The 22,318-nt window shown below is 67.9% G+C and carries 17 protein-coding genes; 10 read left to right on the plus strand and 7 right to left on the minus strand.

Translation table 11 applies throughout. The annotated features are described in order from the left end of the window. The first annotated feature begins 60 nt into the window (after positions 1-60). Positions 61-2,220, plus strand: coding sequence for an efflux RND transporter permease subunit (locus tag EV648_RS14750; protein ID WP_241995187.1), 2,160 nt, complete (start codon positions 61-63; stop codon positions 2,218-2,220). Between the two features lies 1 nt (position 2,221). Further along, positions 2,222-2,662 (plus strand): YdeI/OmpD-associated family protein, encoded by a 441-nt coding sequence (locus EV648_RS14755; protein ID WP_132290763.1) that lies wholly within the window; start codon positions 2,222-2,224, stop codon positions 2,660-2,662. 206 nt (positions 2,663-2,868) lie between these two features. Here the strand turns inward: EV648_RS14755 and EV648_RS14760 are convergent, their stop codons facing one another. Together EV648_RS14760 and EV648_RS14765 are read right to left on the minus strand one after the other, a co-directional pair. Then, entirely contained in the window at positions 2,869-4,671 is a 1,803-nt protein-coding gene (locus EV648_RS14760) for a DUF222 domain-containing protein (protein ID WP_132290765.1), read from the minus strand. 376 nt (positions 4,672-5,047) lie between these two features. Beyond that, positions 5,048-8,071, minus strand: a complete 3,024-nt coding sequence (locus EV648_RS14765; protein WP_132290768.1) for a LuxR C-terminal-related transcriptional regulator — start codon at positions 8,069-8,071, stop codon at positions 5,048-5,050. 113 nt (positions 8,072-8,184) lie between these two features. Between EV648_RS14765 and EV648_RS14770 the strand changes: the two genes are divergently transcribed. After that, a complete protein-coding gene (locus EV648_RS14770; RefSeq protein ID WP_132290771.1) occupies positions 8,185-9,624 on the plus strand; it encodes an Nramp family divalent metal transporter in 1,440 nt (479 codons plus the stop codon). A gap of 84 nt (positions 9,625-9,708) precedes the next feature. Here the strand turns inward: EV648_RS14770 and EV648_RS14775 are convergent, their stop codons facing one another. Further along, entirely contained in the window at positions 9,709-10,629 is a 921-nt protein-coding gene (locus EV648_RS14775; RefSeq protein WP_132290774.1) for an SMP-30/gluconolactonase/LRE family protein, read from the minus strand. A gap of 41 nt (positions 10,630-10,670) precedes the next feature. Further along, entirely contained in the window at positions 10,671-11,603 is a 933-nt protein-coding gene (locus tag EV648_RS14780; protein WP_132290777.1) for an SMP-30/gluconolactonase/LRE family protein, read from the minus strand. A gap of 74 nt (positions 11,604-11,677) precedes the next feature. Here EV648_RS14780 and EV648_RS14785 point away from each other — a divergent pair, with 74 nt between their 5' ends. The 3 genes from EV648_RS14785 (at position 11,678) to EV648_RS14795 (ending at position 14,922) form a co-directional block, all read left to right on the plus strand. Beyond that, entirely contained in the window at positions 11,678-12,127 is a 450-nt protein-coding gene (locus EV648_RS14785; RefSeq protein ID WP_132290780.1) for an Lrp/AsnC family transcriptional regulator, read from the plus strand. 67 nt (positions 12,128-12,194) lie between these two features. Then, entirely contained in the window at positions 12,195-13,970 is a 1,776-nt protein-coding gene (locus tag EV648_RS14790; RefSeq protein WP_132290783.1) for a biotin carboxylase N-terminal domain-containing protein, read from the plus strand. A 70-nt stretch (positions 13,971-14,040) separates the two neighbouring features. Then, the gene (locus EV648_RS14795; protein ID WP_132290786.1) at positions 14,041-14,922 is read left to right on the plus strand and encodes a peptidylprolyl isomerase; all 882 of its coding nucleotides are present in this window, start codon (positions 14,041-14,043) and stop codon (positions 14,920-14,922) included. Between the two features lie 75 nt (positions 14,923-14,997). Here EV648_RS14795 and EV648_RS14800 read toward each other — a convergent pair whose 3' ends face one another. The 3 genes from EV648_RS14800 to EV648_RS14810 form a co-directional block, all read right to left on the minus strand. After that, positions 14,998-16,179, minus strand: coding sequence for a glycoside hydrolase family 76 protein (locus tag EV648_RS14800; protein WP_132290789.1), 1,182 nt, complete (start codon positions 16,177-16,179; stop codon positions 14,998-15,000). A gap of 84 nt (positions 16,180-16,263) precedes the next feature. Then, a complete protein-coding gene (locus EV648_RS14805; protein ID WP_241995189.1) occupies positions 16,264-17,484 on the minus strand; it encodes a SpoIID/LytB domain-containing protein in 1,221 nt (406 codons plus the stop codon). Next, complete coding sequence (locus EV648_RS14810) at positions 17,481-19,046, minus strand: N-acetylmuramoyl-L-alanine amidase (RefSeq protein WP_132290792.1); 1,566 nt, start codon at positions 19,044-19,046, stop codon at positions 17,481-17,483. Before EV648_RS14810 ends, EV648_RS14805 begins: the two co-directional genes overlap by 4 nt. A gap of 206 nt (positions 19,047-19,252) precedes the next feature. Between EV648_RS14810 and EV648_RS14815 the strand changes: the two genes are divergently transcribed. From EV648_RS14815 to hypB, 4 genes are all read left to right on the plus strand, one after another. Then, the gene (locus EV648_RS14815) at positions 19,253-19,744 is read left to right on the plus strand and encodes a helix-turn-helix domain-containing protein (protein ID WP_132290795.1); all 492 of its coding nucleotides are present in this window, start codon (positions 19,253-19,255) and stop codon (positions 19,742-19,744) included. A gap of 82 nt (positions 19,745-19,826) precedes the next feature. Beyond that, entirely contained in the window at positions 19,827-20,678 is an 852-nt protein-coding gene (locus EV648_RS14820; RefSeq protein ID WP_132290798.1) for a hypothetical protein, read from the plus strand. A 453-nt stretch (positions 20,679-21,131) separates the two neighbouring features. Beyond that, entirely contained in the window at positions 21,132-21,461 is a 330-nt protein-coding gene (locus EV648_RS14825) for a hydrogenase maturation nickel metallochaperone HypA (protein ID WP_132290801.1), read from the plus strand. A gap of 2 nt (positions 21,462-21,463) precedes the next feature. Next, a complete protein-coding gene (gene hypB / locus EV648_RS14830; RefSeq protein ID WP_132290804.1) occupies positions 21,464-22,291 on the plus strand; it encodes a hydrogenase nickel incorporation protein HypB in 828 nt (275 codons plus the stop codon). Positions 22,292-22,318: the final 27 nt, after the last annotated feature.

A 22,318-nucleotide genomic window follows, 5' to 3' on the forward strand; every position in this document is an offset into this window, starting at 1 on the left:
GTGGGCCGGTGAGAGAAGTCGGTACTGTTCCTGTCTACGAACACCGACGAGGGGGTCCTGGTGGAGCAGCAGGAGACCGCGCCGCGGCACAGGAACCGGCGCTGGGCCTGGCGGGCGGGGATCGCCGCCGTGCTGATCACGTGGCTCGTGCTGGGCTCGCTCGGCGGCCCGACGGTCGGCCGGCTGAGCGAGGTCCAGGAGAACGACAACGCCAACTTCCTGCCCAAACAGGCCGAGTCCACCCTGGTCGCCAACGAGTCGGCCAAGTTCATCGACTCCAAGGCCCTGCCGTACTTCGTCCTGATCGTGCGGGACAGCGGGATCACCCCGGCCGATCTGCAGAAGGCGAACGAATTCGCCGCCACCGTGCCGACGCTCGACCTCGGTAACGGCAAGACCATCGGGGACTACCTCGCGGCACCGGTCGGGAAGGTGATCCCGTCGGAGGACAAGAAGGCGCTACTGATCACCGTCGAGCTGGACGGAGACCGGGCCGACGAGGTGGTCAAGGAAGGCGAGACCGTACTGTTCGCGGTCGCCGACCAGATGCGCCAGGAGATCAAACAGACGCTGACCCCGACCGGCCTGCAGGTCTATGTGACCGGACCCGGCGGCGTCTTCGCGGACTTCGTCGTGGCCTTCGGGGGGATCGACGGCATTCTGCTCGGCGTCGCACTGGCCGTCGTGTTCGTGATCCTGCTCATCGTCTACCGCAGTCCGGTGCTGCCGATCGCCGTCCTGCTGACCGCCGTCTTCGGCCTGGCGCTGGCCGCCCTGGTGGTCTATCCGCTGGCCAAGAACGACGTGATCGAGCTCAACGGCCAGAGTCAGGGCATCCTCTTCATCCTGGTCGTCGGCGCCGCGACGGACTACTCCCTGCTCCTCGTCTCGCGGTACAAGGAAGAACTGCACGACTTCGAGAGCAAGTACGACGCGATGCAGGTCGCCTGGCGGGCCTCGATCGAGCCGATCGCCGCGAGCGCCGCCACCGTCATCCTCGGCCTGCTCTGCTTGTTGCTCTCCCAGCTCGGCAGCACCAAGGGCCTCGGCCCGGTCGGCGCCATCGGCATCGCCGGCGCGCTGGTGTCGTCGATGACCTTCCTGCCGGCTGTCTTGCTGGCCTTCGGCCGGCGGATCTTCTGGCCGGCCATCCCGCGCCTCGACCACCTGCACGCCAAGGACCAGGTGGGTGGCCGCAAGCTGTGGGGCCGCGTCTCCGGTCTGGTCGGCCGCAGCCCGCGCAAGGTCTGGGCGATCACCGCGCTGGCGCTGCTCGCCTGCGGCGCGTTCCTGCCGACGTTCAAGGCGGAAGGTATCTCGCAGGAGGAGCTCTTCCTCAACGAGGTCGAGTCGGTCACCGGCCAGGAGGTGCTGGCTCAGCACTTCGACGCGGGCGCCGGCACTCCCGTGCAGATCCTCACCCCGGTGGACCAGGCCGATCAGGTGGTTCAGACCGCTTTGAAGGTGGACGGTGTCGCGGCGGCCTCGGCCTCACCCGCGCCCGGTGTCCCGCCGAAGGTGGTCGAGGGCAAGGTCCTGGTGCAGGCGACGCTGAAGGTCGCGGCCGACTCCCCCGAGGCGACCAAGGTGGTCGAGCACCTGCGCACCGAGCTGGACACTGTCAGCCCGGACATCCTGGTCGGCGGCAACACCGCGATCAACCTCGACGTACTGGACGCGAGCAAGCGGGATCTCCGGGTCATCATCCCGACCATCCTGACGGTCATCTTCTTCGTGCTGATGCTGCTGCTCCGCTCGGTCGTCGCGGCCGTGCTGCTGGTGATCTGCAACGTGCTGTCGTTCGGCGCCACCGTCGGGGTCAGCGCGCTGGCGTTCAACCACATCTTCGACTTCCCGGGGGCCGATCCATCGATCCCGCTCTACGCGTTCGTCTTCCTGGTTGCCCTGGGCATCGATTACTCCATCTTCCTGATGACCCGGGTGCGGGAGGAGTCGATCGAGCAGGGCACCAAGCGCGGCGTGCTGATCGGACTCGCCGTCACCGGTGGCGTGATCACCTCGGCCGGCGTGGTCCTGGCCGCCACATTCTCGGCGCTCGCGGTGCTGCCGATCCTGTTCCTGGTGCAGATCGCCTTCATGGTGGCCTTCGGCGTGCTGCTCGACACGACCGTGGTTCGGTCGCTGCTGGTGCCGGCCCTCGCCTACGACATCGGCCGCAGGGTCTGGTGGCCGAGCAAGCTCTCCCGAGCGAAGGAGTGAGATGGAGACCTTCGAGGCAGTGATCCAGGACGCCAACGGCGGCGGCGCGTACGTCGAGGTGCCGGCCGAGGTGCTCGACGCGCTCGGTGGCGGCGGGCGGATCCCGGTCCAGGCGAGCTTCGACGGGATCGCCTACCGCGGCTCGATCGCGTCGATGGGCGGCTGCATGGCGCTCGGCGTGCTCAAACAGATCCGCTCGGACCTCGGCAAAGGCCCCGGCGACTCGGTAGCCGTAACAGTCACCCGAGACGACGCCGAGCGAACAGTCGAGGTACCGGACGACCTAGCCGCCGCGCTCGCTGCGGCAGGTGCACGCGAAGCCTTCGACAAACTCAGCTTCAGCCACCGCCGCGAACACGTAAACGCGATCAACGAGGCCAAGAAACCCGAGACCCGCGCCCGCCGCATCACCAAAGCCATCGAGATGCTCAAGCCCAGCTAGCGCCTCGGCAGGAAATGTTGAGGTCCTTGAGGGCGGCGACTGCCCCGGCGGCACCCGCCCAAGACAACGCGATCGGCTCCAAGACCGGCTGACCCGATGACCTCCCCGCCGTTGCCGCTGGTGCTCGATGGAACTGTGCGGCACCTGGCGTGGCGCGAGGACAGTCACGGTCGCCGCAGCCGTGCAGTCCGATCCACTGATCCTTGCTATTGGTCGGTGAGTGGGCGGGTTCCGGTGTGGTCCGCGAGTGGGTGGGTTCCGGTGTGGTCGACGCGGAATTTGAAGCCGTGCTTGGTTGTCCATTCCAGCGCGCCGTCGTCCAGGCGGTGGACTCGCCAGCCGCCGCGGGTCTTGACCCGGTGGCTGTAGCGCCGTAGCGGGGTGAGGTTGTCGGTACCGGTCTGCCCCGGCGGCCCGGTCGCGTTGAAGTCGAACGGCGCGATGTGGTCGAGATCGACGCTGTCGGTGGTCTCGGCGGCGCCGAACACGAACTGCTCGACCGGATAAGTGAGCTTGACCCGCTCCCGGATCCGGCGAGGGATCTCGTAGGCATCAACGCTGACCTTGTCGTTCAGATCGATGACCGGCTTGACGACGATCTGGTCATGGCCGAGCAACTCCTCCAGCCGGGCCGCGAAGACGGGACCGAAGCGCTCGACCCGCGCGACCCCACCGCCGGCCAGCAGCGTCTGGTCGGTGAGGTGCACGTAGAGCGTCGTCCGGGCAGGCCTGCGCCCGGTGACACCGCCACCCCGGTCGCTGTAGGCGCCTTGTTTGATCGCCGCCAACTTCCTCGCGACCTCCTGGCGCGCAGCACCGCCCATCCCTGCACCGGCACCTGCCGGTTCAGGGGTCTCCGCGCAGGGGTCGTCCGCCGCCCCTGGCTCAGGTAGACCAGCCGAACAGAACAAGCGGTCGTAGACCGGGTCATCGGGGTCCGGCGGATCCCGATCAGCCTCGTCGCTCTCGCCAGGCTCATCAACAACAAACCATCCCGTCGCCCCATCCTCCCCACCACCCGCACCATCACCGGTCTCGTCGGCCAACAGGACAGGGAGGTCGGCGGGTTGCCACTGCGCGGTGTGGTCGGTGGTATCTGGAGCGGGGTTCGCCGCGACACCCGTGCCGGCCTCGTCTGGTGCTGTTTTTGCTGAAGCAGGCGCGGTGGTCCCGACCGCTCCGGCATTGGGGGCGGTGGTCGCGACCGCTTCGGCATTGGGGGCGGTGGTGGTTGGGGTGAGGTGGTGGGCGACGGTGAGGAGTTCGTTGGTGAGCGCTGGGTCGGCGATGATGCCGATCGCCTTGGCCTTGCGTCGCGGCAGGCTGTCGGTGTCGCCGAGTTGGGCCAGGGCGTCGGCGATCTGGCGGATGGTCGCCGTGAAGTGGATGACGTCGCCGGTGGCCGCACGAACATACAAAGTGGTGGTGCCGTGGTCGTCGGTGCGCCCCGCCCAGACGCCGCGCTCCTTGGCCCTGGCCTCGCCAGCAGCGCGGGCCGCGTCCGGGTCGGCCTGCTGGACAGCCGCTCTGACGATCTTCTCCAGCCGCACCGGCGTGACGGTGTCGATCATCCCCGCGACCCGACGGTCCACGATCGCGGCGGCCTCCACCGACAGCGCCAGACAGGCAGTGGCAATAGTGCGGGCCTTCCAGGGCTCGCCGTGACCACTCCTGACCTGAGCCCAGATGCGCGGCAGCCGGTGCCGCAAAGCGAGGGACTGGCCGATGAAGACGGCAGCCGAACCCGCCGAGCGGCCGATCATCGCCCCGAACTCGGCGGCCGCGAACTCGGCGACGGCCGGACAGCCCGCACCGCCGTACGCGACACCGCGTTCACCACCGGCCAACGACACCCGGCCGGGGACCGTCGCGGGGTCGGGATGCAGGTCGGCGAAGTGCTGCGCGAGCTCGACGAGTCGAACCTCGGCATGCGTACGCAGCTCATGCACCTCGGCGGCCCAGACCAGCGTCTCGGTCGCATCCAGGTCAGCCACATCCTCGTCGAACATGCATTCGACACTACCCTGAGTGATGCATCGCTTGCAAGTTGGCCGACCCCCGATTCGCCTTATCCACAAGGAGAAAGTCCAGACGGTCGAGCGCCGTGAAGCCACGTAAGTTACAGGGTGAAGTCATGGACAAGGTCGCGCTTGGGGACAGCCGCAGCTCTTCCCGGGGCTGCCGAGACGCGGCGCGTGACAGCAACGGGACGGAGGGATGGAAGTGGTTGAGGAAAGTGCTCACTGGACGAGCGATTCGGGGGTGCAGGATGGTGTTCACCGACGTGGAAACACCGCCCCGAGACCGCCGGCAAGCTGTTCTACCGGTTCCGGGACCTCACGGTCACAACGCCAACGCCTGTTGATAAGGCACCAGTCCAGCCGGTCAGGTTCGTTTGGCGGCCAGGGCTGCGAGTTCGGTGCGGTTGGCGACGCCGAGCTTGGTGTAAATGTGGGCAAGGTGCGTCTTCACCGTGCCCCGGCTCATGAACAACCGGGCCCCGATCTCCGGGTTGTTCAGGCCTTCCACCGCGGCTGCGACCACGTCTCGTTCAGTCGGGGTCAGACTCGCCCAGCCGGTCGAGGGACGGCCGCGCGCACCACGTGTACGGCGTGCGTAGGCGACGGCTTCGTCCAGGTCCAGTTGGGCGATCCGCTCGGCATCCTTGGGGCGGTTCGTCTGCTCGGCCAGGAGAGCCAGAGCGTCGAGGCTGTCCTGCCAGTAGAGGCGCAGGCCGTGGTCCACGCGCAAGGTGAGGGACTCGTGCAGGCGGTCGGCCGCCTTGTCGGGGTCCTCGTCGAGAACCAGATAACCCTGCTGCTCCAAGGCATCCGCCAGGATCCGCGGCAGCTTGTAGCGGCGGGCCAGCACAACCGCACGATCCAGCGCTTCAGCAGCTTCGTCGAGCCGACCGGCCTGGCGCAGCGCAGTGCCGAGCGCAGGCAACGTGACCGCCGGGATGTAGGTGTCGGCGATAGGCCCCTCAGTCGGCACGTCGCGGCGCAGCCAGTCGATCGCCTTCTCGTACTCGCCGTTCCAGCGGTACAGATCGCCCATCACCTTGCCGAGGCTGGGAACCCAGGTGCCGGCGTTCTCGATCAGCCGCAGGAACGGATGCATCAACTCCAGCGCCGCGTCCAGTTCACCGGACCGGCCCAGGAGTTGCGCAACCTGCCCACGCGCCATGCCGACCCGGTGGAGATCCCCGAGCGGCTCCGCGATCGCCAGCGCCTTCCGGGCGGTCTCGACAGCCAGCGGCAACTCTCCGGTCGACGCCAGGCTGTCGGACAGCAGCGTCACCATGGCGGTCGCGATCCCGCGCTCACCCCGCGCGATCAGGCCCTCCGACACGGTCTCCAGCAACGGACGAGCCGCGTCGTGCCGATCCCAAAGGACCAGCAGCAGACATTCCACGCCGAGGTTCGCATCCCGGGCCACCTCATCGCCGATGGACTCCGCCAGCGCCCGGCCTTCCTCGCAGCGATCCCAGGCGGCCTGGAAGTCGAGGTAGTAATTGCGCACCGCAACCATCGCGAGACACCGGGCTCGCAGACTGTCATCACCCAGCTCGGTAGTGAGCTCCAGCCCCCGCTGGGCAGCGTCGTACCCGAAGGGCGCGGCCGTGTCGGCGACCGTCGCATACCCGTAGAGCAAGCGGGCCTGGAGCAACGACCTGTCGTCAGGACTGCTCTCGATCGCCCGACGCAGATACCTGATGCCCTCCTGCCCGGTCCCCTGCAGGTTCCACAACCAAGGAAGCGCCGCCGCCAGCCGACGTCCCTTGTCCGTCTCCAAACCGGACCGGCCATGATCGAGGGCGGCGCGGAAGTTCTCGCGCTCAGGCTCGATCACCGCCCGCCAGGCGTCGCGGTTCTTGTCCAACTCCGGCGTGGCCTCCTCGGCCACGTGCAGGAAGTAGTCGAGATGCCGATCGCGGAGACCATCGAGCTCATCCGCCAACCGCGTCGCGGCGTACTCGCGGATCGTCTCGAGCAACCGGTACCGCGCGTCCGCCGCCACCACGAGCGATTTGTCCACCAGCCGCCCGATAACTTCTCGTACTCCGGGGAGTCCGCAGACAGCGGAGGCGGCATCGAGCGTGAACCCGCCGGCGAACACAGCCAGCCTGCGGAACACCTCGCGCTCGTCGGAATCGAGGAGGTCGTAGCTCCAGTCGATCGACGAGGCCAGCGTCTGTTGCCGCACGGCCGCACCTCGCGTACTGCGGACCAGCAGGCCGAACCGGTCGTCCAGGCCAGCCTCGATCTGCTGCGGGGTAAGCGTGCGGAGCCAGGCGGTTGCCAGTTCCAATGCCAGCGGGATGCCGTCCAGTCGCGCACAGATCGTCCTGATCGCCTGCTCGGCTTCCTCGTCAGGGATGAAGCCCGGTCCGGCTCGCTCGACGAACAGGGAGACAGCCTCGCTCGCAGACAGCGAGGGAACTCGCCAGACCACCTCACCGGCAACGTCCAGCGGCTCCCGGCTCGTGGTCAGCACGGTGATCTCCGGACAGGCAACCTGCACGGTGACCACGAACTCGGCCACGCTGTCGAGCAGGTGTTCGCAGTTGTCGAAGCAGAGCAGGGCTTTCCGGTTGCTCAGCTGACTCGCGATCAACGGCCCGCTACGCCCGGAGGATTCGGCCAGCACCCCGACAGCCGAGGCCACGACTTCAGGTACCTGCCCACCATCGGTGACCGGTGCAAGATCGATCCACCACACTCCGTCCGGCCACCGATCCGCCAGCTCGGCGGCAGTCTGCGCCGCCAACCGAGTCTTCCCGCTGCCTCCAGGACCAGTCAGCGTCACCAGACGATTCCCCATCACCTGCGCCCGCAGCGCCCCGAGCTCCGCGTGTCGCCCGACAAAACTCGTGAACATCACCGGCAGGTTGTTCGGCACGCCGTCCAGCGAACGCAACGCCTCAGCCGCCTGGCCCTGTACGGCGAAGACCCGCTCCGCCGCGCCCAGGTCCCTCAACCGATGAAGCCCCAGATCCACGAACAACCCGCCCACGGAACCCGCGTCCGCGGTACCGGCTGTAGCTGGAGCGATTTCGGCGGTGAGCGCGGAGAGGAGGAGCTGGCCCGGGTTGGCGATCTCGTTCAGGCGTTGGGCGTGGCGGACGACGTGGCGCTCAGTGATCCCTGTGGACACGGCGATCCGGACCAACTGCCCGGCTGGTAGACCTGCGGCGGCATCGCGGAAATGCCGCGTCGCGGCAACGGCTTCGGCCGGATCCTCGAACACAACCACCGGCCGCGCCGCATCCCCCAGTACGAAGCGGCCGCCGGCGACGGCGAGTGACTCACCGACCAGTTGCTCCAGCCGCTCCAGCGCCGGCGCGATCGGCGGCCCGCTGTCCGGCGCGTACGACACCGCCACAGCAGTCACAGTCGCCCCACCCATGGACCCGAGTCTGCCAGCCCGCCCGGCCACCACGCGCGACTTGTGTCGGGTCGCCCGTGAGGTGGGAGTTGGTTATGGTCCGAAAGGCGGGGGGTCGAGGAAGTGAGGAGCCCATGGCAGAAACCACAACCAGAGACCAAGCCGATCGGTTCAACCTGCCGACCAAGAACCTGCCCGCGCCTCAGGTGCGGGACCTACCCGAGCCACCGACCAAGACCTGGAAGATCGTCGGACCCGGCATGGTCGGCGCCGGCGTCGGGCTGGCCTCGGGCGAGTTCATCCTCTGGCCGTACATCTCGTCCCAGGTGGGACTGGTGTTCCTCTGGGGCGCCGTCGTCGGGGTCTTCATCCAGTGGTTCCTGAACATGGAGATCGAGCGATACACGCTGGCCACTGGTGAGACAGCGTTGACCGGCTTCAACCGGTTCGGGAAGCACTGGGGCCTGTTCTTCGCGATCATGACGTACTTCGCGAACCTCTGGCCCGGCTGGGCGACCTCGTCCGCGGCGATGCTGACCTACCTGTTCGGCGCGGGTGATCCGCGCTGGATCGCGATCGGCATCCTGGTCGTGATCGGGTTGATCCTGACCCTGGCGCCGGTCGTCTACGTGATGCTCGAGCGGCTGATCTTCGTCAAGATCGCGGCCGTCGCGCTGCTGGTGGTTCTGGCGCTGATCTTCGCGATCCGCGGCAAGACCTACGGCGCGCTCGGCGACGCCGTCACCCACCCGGAGTTCCCGGTCGAGACGCTGGGCTTCGCGCTGATGATGGGTGCGATCGCGTACGCCGGAGCCGGCGGCGGGCAGAACCTCTGCCAGAGCAACTGGATCCGCGACAAGGGGTTCGGCATGGGCGCGCACGTGCCCCGGCTGACCTCTCCCGTCACCGGTGAGCCGGAGGCGGACCCGACCGCGAACGGCTACACCTTCCCGCCCGACGAGCAGAACCTGGCCCGCTGGCGGCGCTGGTGGAAGTTCGCCAACGTCGAGCAGTTGATGACGTTCGTGCTGATCACCGTGGTGACGATCGTGTTCACCTCGATGCTGGCGCATGCCACCTTGTTCGGGAATCCCGCGGTGGAGAACAAGATCAGCTTCCTGAAGATCGAGGGCACCACGCTGCAGACCCTGGTGGGCGACTGGTTCGGCTACCTGTTCTGGGCCATCGGCGCGTTCGCCCTGTTCGCGGCCGCGGCGGGCATCGTCGACTACACGTCCCGGCTGGCCTCGGACATGATCAAGGCCCGCTACCTGCGCACGTCCACGATCTCCGAGTCCAAGCTGTACTTCGGCCTGGTCTGGGGGCTCGTTGCCTTCGGCATCATCGTGCTGCTGGCCGGACTGGACCAGCCGCTCGTCCTGCTGGTCATCTCGGCCTGCACCGCGGGCACCATGATGTTCGTCTACTCGGGTCTGCTGTGGTGGATGAACTCCCGTGCGCTGCCGCGGGCGATCCGGATCACCAAGGTCCGCGCGGCGGTCATGCTGTTCTCCTTCCTGGCCTTCGGCTTCCTGGCCGTCTTCACCATCATCGACCAGGTCAAGAAGCTCTGAGAACGAGAACCTCCGAGACCGGGGTCTGCCGAGCACAGCGTCAACGTGCCCGGCGGACCCCGGTCTGGTCCTGGCGGTCGCCGATCAGTGGTCGTAAGGCTGGGGGGCGCCGTTGACGGTGGTGAAGAGGGAGTAGAGGGAGGTGGTGGCGGTGAGGAAGAGGCGGTTCCGCTTGGCGCCGCCGAAGCAGAGGTTGGAGACGGTCTCCGGGACCAGCAGCTTGCCGAGCAGGCCGCCGTCCGGGTGGTAGATGTGCACGCCGTCGCCGGCCGCACCCCAGATCCGGCCCTCGGAGTCCAGCCGGATCCCGTCGAAGGCGCCGTTGCCGCACTCCGCGAACAGCTTGCCGCCGCTCAGCCCTGACTCCGTCACGGTGAAGACGCGGATGGTCGCTTCCTCGGTGTCGGTGATGTAGAGCAGGCTGCCGTCGTTCGAGAACGCGAGCCCGTTCGGCCGGTTGAAGTCGTCCGCCACCTTGCTGAGCACACCGTCCGGGGTGATCCGGTAGACGTGGCACCCCTCGGTCTCGATCTCGCCCTTGTGACCCTCGTAGTCGCTGTCGATCCCGTACGCCGGGTCCGTGAACCACACCGTCCCGTCGGCCTGGACGACGACGTCGTTCGGGCTGTTCAGCCGGTGACCCTCGAAGTTGTCCGCGAGCACGCTGACCTGGCCGTTGTGCTCGGTCCGGGTGACCCGGCGGTTGCCGTGCTCGCAGCTGACCAGGCGGCCCTGGTGGTCCAGCGTGTGCCCGTTCGTGTTGCCGGCCGGCTCCCGGAAGGCCGAGACCTGGTACGACGTCTCGTCCCAGCGCAGGATCCGGTCGTTCGGGATGTCACTCCAGAGCAGGTACCGCCCCGCGGGCGAGTACACCGGCCCCTCGAGCCAGCGGCCCCCCGTCCACAACCGCTCGAACTGAGCGTCTCCGCGGATCCCGCTGAACCTGTCGTCCAGCTTCTGGAACTCGGCGGGCACGGTTCCGGCCAACGGCTCGAGCAGGGTCATGCGGGCTCCTCACGATCGATCGCGCGCGGGTGACTGCGTTGTCACCCGTGATCGTACGGCTGTGGAGCCCCGTCCGTCGTGAGTAGCCAGGAGTAGACGGAGGTCGTCGCGGTGACGAACAGGCGGTTCCGCTTGGGTCCGCCGAAGCACAGGTTCGACACCACGTCCGGGAAGAGCAGTTTGCCGATCAAGGTGCCGTCGGGATCGAAGCAGTGCACGCCTTCATGGGTCGCCGCCCAGATCCGCCCGGCGGCGTCCAGCCGGATCCCGTCGAACATCCCGGCCTCGCAGAGCGCGAACACGTCACCTCCGGCGAGTTGCCCGTCATCCTTCACGTCGAACCGGCGGATGTGCCGCGCCGGGGTGTCGACGACGTACAACCGCGTCTCGTCGAGGGAGAAGGCGAGGCCGTTGGGGCGGATGAAGTCGTCGGCCACGACGGTCAGTTCGCCGTCCGTGGAGAGCCGGTAGACGTGGCAGCCCGCGATCTCCTGCTCGGCCGCGTGGCCCTCGTAGTTCGAGGTGATGCCGTACGGCGGGTCCGTGAACCAGATCGAGCCGTCCCGCCGGACCACCACGTCGTTCGGGCTGTTCAGCCGCTTCCCATCCAGGTGTGAGGCCAGCACGGTGATCGAGCCGTCCACCTCGGTCCGGGTGACCCGGCGGTTGCCCTGCTCGCAACTGATCAGCCGGCCCGACGCGTCGAGGGTGTTGCCGTTCGTGTACCCGGCGGGCTGGCGGAAGGCCGAGACCGCGCCCGACACCTCGTCCCAGCGGAGCATCCGGTCGTTCGGGATATCGCTGAAGAGGAGGCACCGCCAGGCCGGCGAGTAGACCGGTCCCTCGAGCCAGCGACCGCCGTCGTACAGGCGCTCTACGTACTCGTCGCCGCGGGCGACGGCGCCGAACCGCTCGTCCAGCGTGACCAGGTCGGCCCGGAGCCGGGAGGGTCGTTCAGCCAGCGTGATAGTCATGATTTTCCTCGCAAATCCGAATGTGATCCTGCTATTGTTCTACGACACAGGATCAAATTCAGCAAGAGGTGCCGATGACTGTAGATCAGACCGACCGCGAGCTGCTTGCGCGCTTGCAGGAGGACGCGACCCAGTCGTACGCCGCGCTCGGCCAGGCCGTCGGGTTGTCCGCCGGGGCGGCCCACGAGCGGGTCAGGAAGCTCAAGGCGGCCGGGGTGATCCGCCGGACCACGGCCGAGGTGGATCCAGCCGCACTCGGCGCCGGGGTACTGGCCTATGTCCTGCTCGACGCGGAGAGCTGGATGGGCGACGAGGCGACCGCCGACGCACTGCGGGCGATCCCGGCCGTCGAGGAGGCCCACATCATCGCCGGCCCGGCCTCGGTCCTGGTCAAGGTCCGCACCATCAGCACGGAACAACTTCAGGCGACTCTGCGCGCCCTCCATCAGGTGGACGGCGTGACCAGTACTCAGACAGTCGTCGTGCTTGAGTCCTTCTTCGAACGGCCACCCGCGGTGATGTGATCAACACCCTGTCACTCCTGAAGCCCGCTTGACCCTAGACTCAGGCGTTGCCGAAGGGAGTTCAGCTGTGTCTGACAGCAAGCGCATCAGCAAGGTCCTGGTCGCGAACCGGGGTGAGATCGCCGTCCGGGTGGTCCGCGCCGCCGCCGACGCGGGTCTGGGCAGTGTCGCGGTGTACGCGGAACAGGATCGCGACGCCCTGTTCGTCCGGCTGGCCGACGAGGCGTACTCGCTGGACGGCGCGACCCCGGCGGACTCCTACCTGAACATCGCCAAGATCCTGGAGGTCGCGGCCCGCTCCGGCGCGGACGCGGTCCACCCCGGCTACGGCTTCCTGGCCGAGAACGCCGAGTTCGCCCAGGCCGTGATCGACGCCGGGCTGATCTGGATCGGCCCGCCGCCGAGCGCCATCGACTCCCTCGGCGACAAGGTGAAGGCGCGCCACATCGCCGAGAAGGTCGGCGCCCCGCAGGTCCCCGGTACGCCGAACCCGGTGGCCGACGCCGCCGAGGTGGTCGCCTTCGCCACGGAGTACGGGCTGCCGATCGCGATCAAGGCGGCGTACGGCGGCGGTGGTCGCGGCATGAAGGTCGCGCGCACGATGGAAGAGGTGCCGGAACTGTTCGAGTCCGCGACTCGCGAGGCGATCAGCGCCTTCGGCCGCGGCGAGTGCTTCGTCGAGCGCTACCTGGACAAGCCGCGGCACGTCGAGACGCAGTGCCTGGCCGATGCCCACGGCAACGTCGTGGTGATCTCCACCCGGGACTGCTCGCTGCAGCGCCGCTACCAGAAGCTGGTCGAGGAGGCGCCCGCGCCGTTCATCTCGCCCGAGCAGCTCGAGACGCTCTACACGTCGTCCAAGGCGATCCTGCGCGAGGCCGGGTACGTCGGCGCCGGCACCTGCGAGTTCCTGATCGGCCAGGACGGCCTGATCTCCTTCCTCGAGGTGAACACCCGGCTGCAGGTCGAGCACCCGGTCAGCGAAGAGGTCACCGGCATCGACCTGGTCCGGGAGATGTTCCGGATCGCCGACGGCGAGGAGCTCGGCTACGACGACCCAGAGATCTCCGGGCACTCGATCGAGTTCCGGATCAACGCCGAGGACCCGGGCCGAGGCTTCCTGCCCGCACCGGGCACGCTGACCAAGTGGCACGCGCCGTCCGGCCCGGGCATCCGGCTCGACGGCGGCTACGACCAGGGCGAGACCGTGCCGGGCTCGTTCGACTCGCTGGTGGCCAAGCTGATCGTGTCCGGCCGCGACCGCACCCAGGCGCTCGAGCGGTCCCGCCGCGCGCTGAAGGAGTTCGTGGTCGAGGGGATGCCGAGCGCCATACCGTTCCACGCTGCCGTGGTGTCCGACCCCGCCTTCGTCGGCGAGGACGGCTTCAAGGTGCACACCCGCTGGATCGAGACCGAGTTCGACAACCAGATCCCGCCGTACGACGGCGTGCCGGAGCCCGGCGAGGATCCTGGCGAGCGGGAGAAGGTCACCGTCGAGGTGGGCGGGAAGCGGCTCGAGGTCGTCCTGCCCGCCGGACTCGGCGCGTCCGCGGTCGCCACCGGCAACGGCGCGAAGAAGAAGCCGGGCCGGCGCGCGAGCGGCGGTGGGAAGGGCGCGGCCACCTCGGGCGACTCGCTGACCTCGCCGATGCAGGGCACCATCGTCAAGATCGCCGTCGAGGAAGGCGCGACCGTTGCCGAGGGCGACCTCATCGTCGTCCTCGAGGCGATGAAGATGGAACAGCCGCTGAACGCCCACAAGGCCGGCACGGTGACCGGACTGTCCGCCGAGGTAGGCGCCACCGTCGCCGCCGGCGCGGCCATCTGCGAGATCAAGGACTGATTTACAGGGGTTTCTCAGGGTTAGGTTGTAGCTTTCCTCGAGGATTGCCGCGCGGTGAGGAGAACTCTGGATGTCCAAGAAGACCCATCAGCATCAGTTGGCCCAGCGGAAGGCCCAACGGATGGCCGAGCGGGAGGCCGAGCGCGCCCGCCAGCGGAAGATGCTGACGATCACCATCACGGCGATCGTTGCGGTGGTCGTGGTGATCGCCGGTGTCTTCGTGATCGCCGCCAACACCGGGGACGACACGCCGGCCGCCGGTGACACGCCGAGCAGCAGTCCGAGCGCGCAGACCTCGCCCGGCCCGGAGAACAAGCCGAAGTCGATCCCGACCGCGCTCGCGGCGCCGAACAAGCGCCCGACCCCGCTCGCGGCCGAGGTCGACTGCACCTTCACGAAGTCCGCGGAGCCCGCCAGCAAGCAGGTCAACCCGCCGCCGAACGGCAAGACCAAGGCCAGCGGCACGTCACCGGTCGCGCTGAACACCTCGGTCGGCGACGTACGCCTCACCCTCGACAGCAGCCTGGCGCCGTGCGCGGTGAAGAGCTTCCTCAGCCTCGTCGGGCAGAAGTACTTCGACAACACCACCTGCCACCGGCTCACCGTCGAAGGCCTCCAGGTGCTGCAGTGCGGCGACCCGTCCGCCACCGGCAGCGGCGGCCCCGGCTACAGCTTCAAGGACGAGGTCTTCCCCGAGCTGAAGTACGGACGCGGCGTGCTGGCGATGGCGAACTCCGGCCCCAACACGAACGGCTCCCAGTTCTTCATCGTGTACGGCGACGCGGCCGGCCTGAGCCCGGCGTACACGGTCTTCGGGACGGTCGACGCGACCAGCCTGAAGGTGATCGACAAGGTGGCCAACGCCGGCGTCGTCCCGGAGCCGGGCGGAAGCCCGACCGACGGCAAGCCCTTCCTCGAGGTCAAGATCAAGACCGCCACGGCGGCCAGCTAGCAAGCAGACCAACGCCCCGCCTGCCGGTACTGGCAGGCGGGGCGTTCGGTCTTAGCAAAGTGCGGCTCAGACGGTTCAGGCGAGTTCGTCGTAGCGGCTGCGGGGCCAGGCGAGCAGCGCGTCGATCTGGATCATGCCGGACTGCTCGAGCAGTTGGACCGGGCCGTCGGCGAAGTGGTAGAGGCCGGTGGCCGGATCGCGGACCTCGCTCCAGGCGCGGTCGGAGTACGCCTGCATGGTCGCCTTGTAGCTGTCGTCGGGCGAGACCGAGTCGAGGATCAGCAGGTTCTTGAAGTAGATCGAGTTGAACCGGGTCGGCTGCTTCCAGAGCCGGTCGTCGGTGTTGTAGAACGCCAGCGACGCCTTCGCGAGCGCCTTCGCGTCGGTCAGGTACTTCTTGTCGTGTGTTGCCTTGTACAACAAAGTGCCGGCGCCCAGCATGACGCCCTGGTTGTAGCTCCACTGCGTCTTCTCGATCGTCCCGGCCAGGTCGATGTGATCCCAGTACAGGCCGTTCGGGGCGAGCATGCACTGCTGCGCCCAGGCGTACATCCGCTTCGCCCAGGTCAGGTACGACTGGTCCTTCGTGAGCAGGTAGAGGTGCGCGCCGAGCTCAGCGCCCGGGCCGTTCGACACCGTGTTGCGGTCCTGGCTCCACGGTGCCTGGGTCCAGTAGACGCCACCCGCACAGGGGTGCGCCGGATCGGTGTCCCAGCCGTGCACGACGAGCGCGAAGATCTCCTTCGCCCGGGCCAGCGACGAGCGGTCACCAGTCCGCTGGTAGTGCTGGATCAGGTTCAGGCCGATCCACTCGTTGTCGTCGTAGAACTTGTCGCCACCCTGGCCGAGCGGCGGGCGCACGTACGAGTCGTAGCCCTTCGGCGTGGTCGTCGCGTTCCAGTAGGGCTCGTAGCCGTTGAGGCGGTGCTGGGCCTCATCGGACCACTTGCGCCCGATGCCCGGGATCCCCGCCAGGTTCTCGGCGGCCACCACGGCCTGCGAGTACGGCCAGACGTAGGAGTACGGGTTCTGCTGGGTGTTCGGATACTCCTCCAGCAGCAGGCCCGGGCCGGCGGCGAAGTACTTGTTCAGCGCCTGGTACGACGCGGTGGCGCGTGCGGCCGGGTTCACGGTCGTCTGGGCTGTCTCTGCGGCCGGCGCAGCCTCGGCGGCCGGGGCGTGCAGTGCGGCGAGCATCCCGGCGGCGAGTAATCCGCCGGCGATCCTCCGAGTTGATATACCAAATTTTCTGGCCATCGACCTGCTCCTCCTGGGGCGGCAGCGGTTGACATCGATGTCAGTTTCTAACCGTCGCAGGGATTCCGCGTCAATGGCTCGCGGTCAGCCGATTTCCGGTTGGCTTGATATGCCAACCGCCGCCGGCTGCGGTGGTACGAAGGTGAACCAGGCCGAGCGGAGCCCGAGTTTCGCCCGGACCTGGTCGCCGGTGAACACCCGCTTGCCGCTCGAACCGACCGCCTCGACCGTCACTACGCGACCTCCCGTAGGACCGACACCGGTCCGCTTCGTCACGCGCAGACTGCGCAGCGATCCGACCCCGAAGGCCGCCTGCAACTGCGCACTGGTCCTGCTCACCGACCAACTGGCGTGCGGATTCTTGTTGCCCGGGTAGGCGTCCCAGCCGTCCACCTTCATCACCTGGTACGCCACCGTGCCCGCTGCTGTGGCCCCACCGTTCGACGAGGAGAACTCCGCGATGATCGGGTTGCCCTTGTAGAGGCGGATCTGGCCGGCCGTGGCCGTGATCGCCGTGTTGGTCGCGGTCTGCTCCGAGTTGTAGCCGCCGTAGACCTGGCACGAGGTGGTGTCACACAGGTCGTAGATCCGCGCGGTGTTGCGTTTGCGGTAGTACGCCGAATAGGTGCGCGCGGCAACCGACTGCGCCTGGAGCGCGGCAGGTTTCCAACTCACCAGGGCCTCCCGCGGAACCACGCCGCGCAAGTAGCTCTCCAGCGGCAGCACGTTGATCGTGTCCAGGTGTGCGCCGGTGACATCCCCCGATCGGAGCGCGCCGCGGTACCTGACCACCGACCCGCTCGGCAGGATCAGCGAGATCGCCGTCGGTCCTTCGAACTGCGCCATCCCCGCGAGGGTCTTCCAGAGGGTCCACGCCTTCGTCCTGGCGTTGTACGACCTCACCCTCGACCCGTGTTCGCCGTACGGGTCGATCGACCACTGGTTCCGGGTGGATGCCGTGGGCAACGTTGTGACCTGGCCCGCCTTGAGGTCGCGGATCCGCAGCTGGTTCGCCGCCGCGACCCGGACCCCGTCGGTGGTGTCCGCGGTGATCCGAATCCGGATACCACCCGTCGCCTTCCCCACCGTCGTACCGGGGTAGTAGAAGTCGAGGATCTGCTTGGCCGAGCGTCCGGCGATCGCCGCGCCCTGAGCGCCGTACTGCGACATGCCGCGTCCGTGACCGTAGCCGCGTCCGGTGATCGTGGTGTTCGCCTGCTGGTCGGCGGGCAACGCCTCGCGCGCCTCGGCCGTTGCGCTGAGCAACGTCGAGGCCAGGACCAGGGCGACCATCGCGCGCTTCACGAGAGCGCCTTGTACTGGATGTAAACCTTGCGGTCGGCGGTGTGATAGACCATCGACCCGCGCTGGAAGTTCTGCCGCTTGCCGCCCTTGACGGCGTACATCTCGGTGATCGGCAGTCCCAGCCGGCTGTCCCCCAGTTTCCGGTAGAGGGTGCGGAACGAGCCCACCACCGAATGGGGACCGGTGGCAACGGACCAGTGGATGTCCCGGACGCCGAAGTAGGTCGCCCGTCCGGTCCTGGTCGCATGCTCGCCCCAGACCGGCTGGCCGACCACCGGGAACCCGCCGAGCCGGAGGGAGAAGCGGTAGATCTCGGTGGCGACGCTCTTGCCCATCAGGATGTGTGTCCGCTGCCGCAGCCAGGGCAGGGCGGCGTACAGATTCTTGCCCGGGCAGGCGGTCGCCGTGGTGTCGCGATGGCCCGAGATGCTGAGCAACTTGGTGCCGGCCAGGATGAGGGTGGTGTGGGGCGAACGGTAGTTGGCGTCCATCTTCCAGGCGATGATCCTGGCCGTCGTCTCCATGGACGCGGCCGAAGGCGCGGCGGTCTCGTAGTTGCCTATCAGCGAGACGCCGAACGAGTTCGCGTTGTACGACCCGGTGTGCGCGCCGAGCACCGGCAGATGCATCCCGCCGTACCGGCCTTCGAAGGCACGGCCGAACCGGTCGACCAGGAAGTTGTAGCCGATATCGCACCAGCCACGGCTCCTGACGTGGTACGCGTACATGCCGCGGACCATCGCCGCGACCTGGGTGTGGGTGTAGTCGTTCCGGTCGACCGTGTGGTGCACGAAGGCCGCCTGCACGGTACTGGTGTACTTCGGCTTCGCACAGGCCGCGCCGTTGTAGGCGCGCAACCGTTCGTCGGCACCCCAGCCGCGGCGGGTGACGATAGGCGGCATCGCGTACGGCGCGGCGCTGACCGCCAGGGGAACTGCCTGGGCGGCAATCGGCGGAACTGCCTGCGCGGTGGCCGGCGGTTCCGCGTCGGTGGCGAGAGTGCCCGGCTGGATCAGGGCGACCTTGGCGCCGCGGATCGTCGTACCGTCTGTCGTTGTCAGGCTGACCTGTACGCCGTTCGCGTCGCCGACCCAGTACGGCTCGGTGCCCGATCGCTCGACACCTTCCGGGGCGGACGGGTCGGGCGCGTGGTCGTCCTCGACCGGGAGTCGTTTCCAGGCGATCCACTTGCCCTTGCGCTGGACGCGCACCTTGACCTCGACCTGCTGCGAGTTCACCCGGCTCGGCCAGGTCACACCGACGAGGCTGAACCGCTTCGTCCGCGAAACCGCTGCGCTCGCGTACGCCGTACCGGGGCTCTGTCGCAGCGCACCGGGGCTCTGTTGCAGCACTCCGGAGCTCGGTCGCAGCGGGACTTCTTCGTAGCTCGGCTCGAGTTGTGCACTCTGCGTCGCGACTGGTTGAGCTGAGCCCGGCTGCAGGGCCGCCGCAGGCGCGAACAGGGCGAGGCCCGTCACCGCGGTCAGTGCCAGTCGGGGCAGGGCCAGCCGGGGCAGGGCCAGCCGGTGAAGGAACGGGGCCAGTCGGGGAAGATGGCTCATGGGTCAGCCTTCCGGCCAGGGCGTCACTGATGTGGTCCCAGACCTTGCGGGGACAGCAGTAATCGATTATGCGCACGGCGTGACTCGAAACCCGCGCATTGTCGTCACCCTGCGTGGCGTTCGGCCCGGTGGCTAGAATTACTGCTGAAATCGAAGTGACACGAGGCGCAGTGACCCGAAGCGCAGTCCGAGTGGGGTGAGGCGGGATGACCAACCGGTTCCGGCTGGAGGACCTGTCCTGCCCTCTGTCCACGACCGTGCAGCACGTCGGCGAGTGGTGGACGCTGCTCATCCTGCACGACGCCTTCGACGGATTCACCCGCTTCGACGAGTTCCAGCGCAACCTGAAGATCTCGTCGAGCATGCTGACCACGCGGCTCAGAACCCTTGTGGACGACGGATTGCTGGAGCGCCGGCAGTACCAGGACAAGCCGCCGCGGTACGAATATGTGCTGACCGAGCTCGGGCTGTCGCTGCGGCCGGTGATCATCACCCTGGCCGCGTGGGGCAACGAGCGGCTCGCGCCTGAGGACCGGACGATGATCCTGGTCGACAGCGAGACCGGCAAGGAGGTCGAGCCTGTTGTCGTCGACCAGGCGACCGGCCGACGAATCGACGGACCGGACTTCGTCTTCACCTCCGGACCCGCGGCGAGCCCGGCGATGAGGAAACGGTACGAGGGCGCCCGATCCCACTGATTTTCAGGAGATTCTCAGGAGATTTCGGTCGGTTTCCCGATCCCGGTAGGCTCGACGCAACACTCGTCGAGGAAGGCGCGTCATGGAATTCATCCTGTTGATCGCGGTTGTCGTGATCGCCGTACTGGCTTACCGCTCGTACCGGCGCACGCAGCTGCAGACCAAGAAGAGGGACGAGATCAGCTCGGCCGAGCTCGAATCGGTCAAGCGCACCGCGGACGAGGACATCACCAAGTTCGGCGAGGAGCTGCAGGACCTCGACCTGGACATGGTCGGCAAGGACCTCGGCGACGGCGCCCGGCAGGACTACCAGCGCGCCCTCGACTCGTACGAGGCGGCCAAGGAAGCGGTCGGCAAGGTCACCGAGGCCGAGCAGATCAAGCACGTGATCGAGATCCTGGAGGACGGCCGCTACGCGATGGCGTGCGTCCGCGCCCGGGTCAACGACGAGCCCCTGCCGCAGCGGCGCCCGTCCTGCTTCTTCAACCCGCAGCACGGCCCGTCCGTGGTGGACGTGATGTGGTCTCCTCCGGGCGGCGCACCCCGCGAAGTACCGGCCTGCGCCGCTGACGCCGAGCGCGTCCGCGCCGGCGCCGAGCCGGACGTCCGCAAGGTCATGGTCGGCCCGCAGCGCGTCCCGTACTGGGAGGCCGGCCCGGCCTACTCGCCTTACGCACAAGGCATGTTCGGCGCCCTGGGCGGCGTGATGACCGGTATGTTCCTCGGCACCATGCTCGGCGGCATGTTCGCCGGCGGCGGCTACGGCGACTACGCATCCGGCTACGACGGCGGCGGTGACGGCGGCGGCGATGGTGGAGGTGACGGCGGCGGCGACGGCGGTGACGGCGGCGGCTTCGACTTCGGCGGCGACGGCGGCGGCGGCGACTCCGGCGGCTGGGACTTCGGCGGCGGCGACTTCGGCGGCGATTTCTAAACCCACACAAAACAACGGCCGGTGGTGGACCTCGTGGTCCCCACCGGCTGTTTGTTTTCTGAGTCCGGGTCCGCAGTTTTGCCAACTCACGCGGCCCGGAGTACATCAGCCACAGCCCCGTAGTACGTCGGACCAGGTGGTCCGTCAGCGGCGGTGGTCCGGGGACCTTCCGTTATTTCTCAGAGGTGACAGGCCCGGCGTACGTGGGCCGGGTCGCCACACAATAGGGCCGTCCCGAGCCGCTGCACCGGCACGGCTGTACCGAACGACAGGAAGACCTCGCTCGCGGCGTCAATCCCCATGCGTACCGGGGCTGTTCAGGCGCACTGACAACGCGGTACTTCCTGTCACTCCGTACGCCACCCACCCGACCTCAGCAGTTGCCCGGCACGTCTTGAGCCTGGGCGGCGGGTGGGGTTGTGGGTGGGTGGGGGGCGGCTTAGCGTCGGGGGTGTGCATGAGCTCGCCATTGTGGAGAGCGTGGTCGATGCGATCGTCGAGAAGGTCGGCGACGGACCGATCGCGGCGGTGCGCCTGGAGATCGGGAAGTTGTCCGGGGTGGTGGTGGACTCGATCCGGTTCTGCTTCGAGATCGTTGCGAACGGCACGGGTCTGCAGGACGCCCGGCTGGACATCGACGAGCCGTCTGGGCGGGCGTACTGTCGGGAGTGCGGTGACGAGTTCGACCTGGACGACCCGATCATGCTGTGCGCGTGTGGCAGCGCGGATCTAGACATCCTCAGCGGCGAGCAGTTGAGGATCATCTCGGTGGAGGTGCACTGACGATGTGCAGCACCTGTGGATGTTCCGGCGAAGGCAGCGGCACCAGGATCAGCCTGGTCACCGAGCACGACCAACCGCACGACCACGAGCACCCGCACGACGCCGACCACCCGCACGACCACGAGCATGAAGCGGGCGAAGCGCACGGGCACGGGCACGGCCATGCGCCGGCGGCGACGGTCGAGGAGACCAGGACGATCCTGCTGGAGCAGGAGATTCTGGCGAAGAACGACGGGCTGGCGGCGGCGAACCGGCATCGGCTGCAGGAGCACGGGATCACCGCGATCAACCTGATGAGCTCCCCCGGCTCCGGCAAGACCACGCTGCTGGAGAGCACGGTCCGCGCGTACGCCGGAGTCCGCGAAACCCTCGTGATCGAAGGGGATCAGGAGACCTGGCTCGATGCCCAGCGGATCCGCGCGACCGGGAGCAGGGTGGTGCAGATCAACACCGGCGCGGGCTGTCACCTCGACGCCCAGATGCTCGCCGGCGGCCTGAAGGAGCTTGCCCCACCGGACAACTCGCTCGTGTTCGTGGAGAACGTCGGCAACCTCGTCTGCCCCGCACTCTTCGACCTCGGCGAGACCGCGCGCGTGGTGATCATCTCGGTCACCGAAGGCGCCGACAAACCCGCCAAGTACCCCTACATGTTCCGCACCGCCGATCTCGTCCTGCTCAACAAGATCGATCTGTTGCCGTATGTGGATTTTGATGTGGAGCTTTGTCTGGGATTGATCCGGCAGTTGCAGCCGGAGGCGCGGATTCTTCAGGTGTCGGCTACCAAGGGCGATGGGCTGGGTGAGTGGCAGACCTGGCTGGACGCCCTGTGAGAACCGCTTAGGCAGTTCGTCAGTTCG

The organism is Kribbella sp. VKM Ac-2568 (genome assembly GCF_004345365.1).
Lineage (GTDB): Bacteria > Actinomycetota > Actinomycetes > Propionibacteriales > Kribbellaceae > Kribbella > Kribbella orskensis.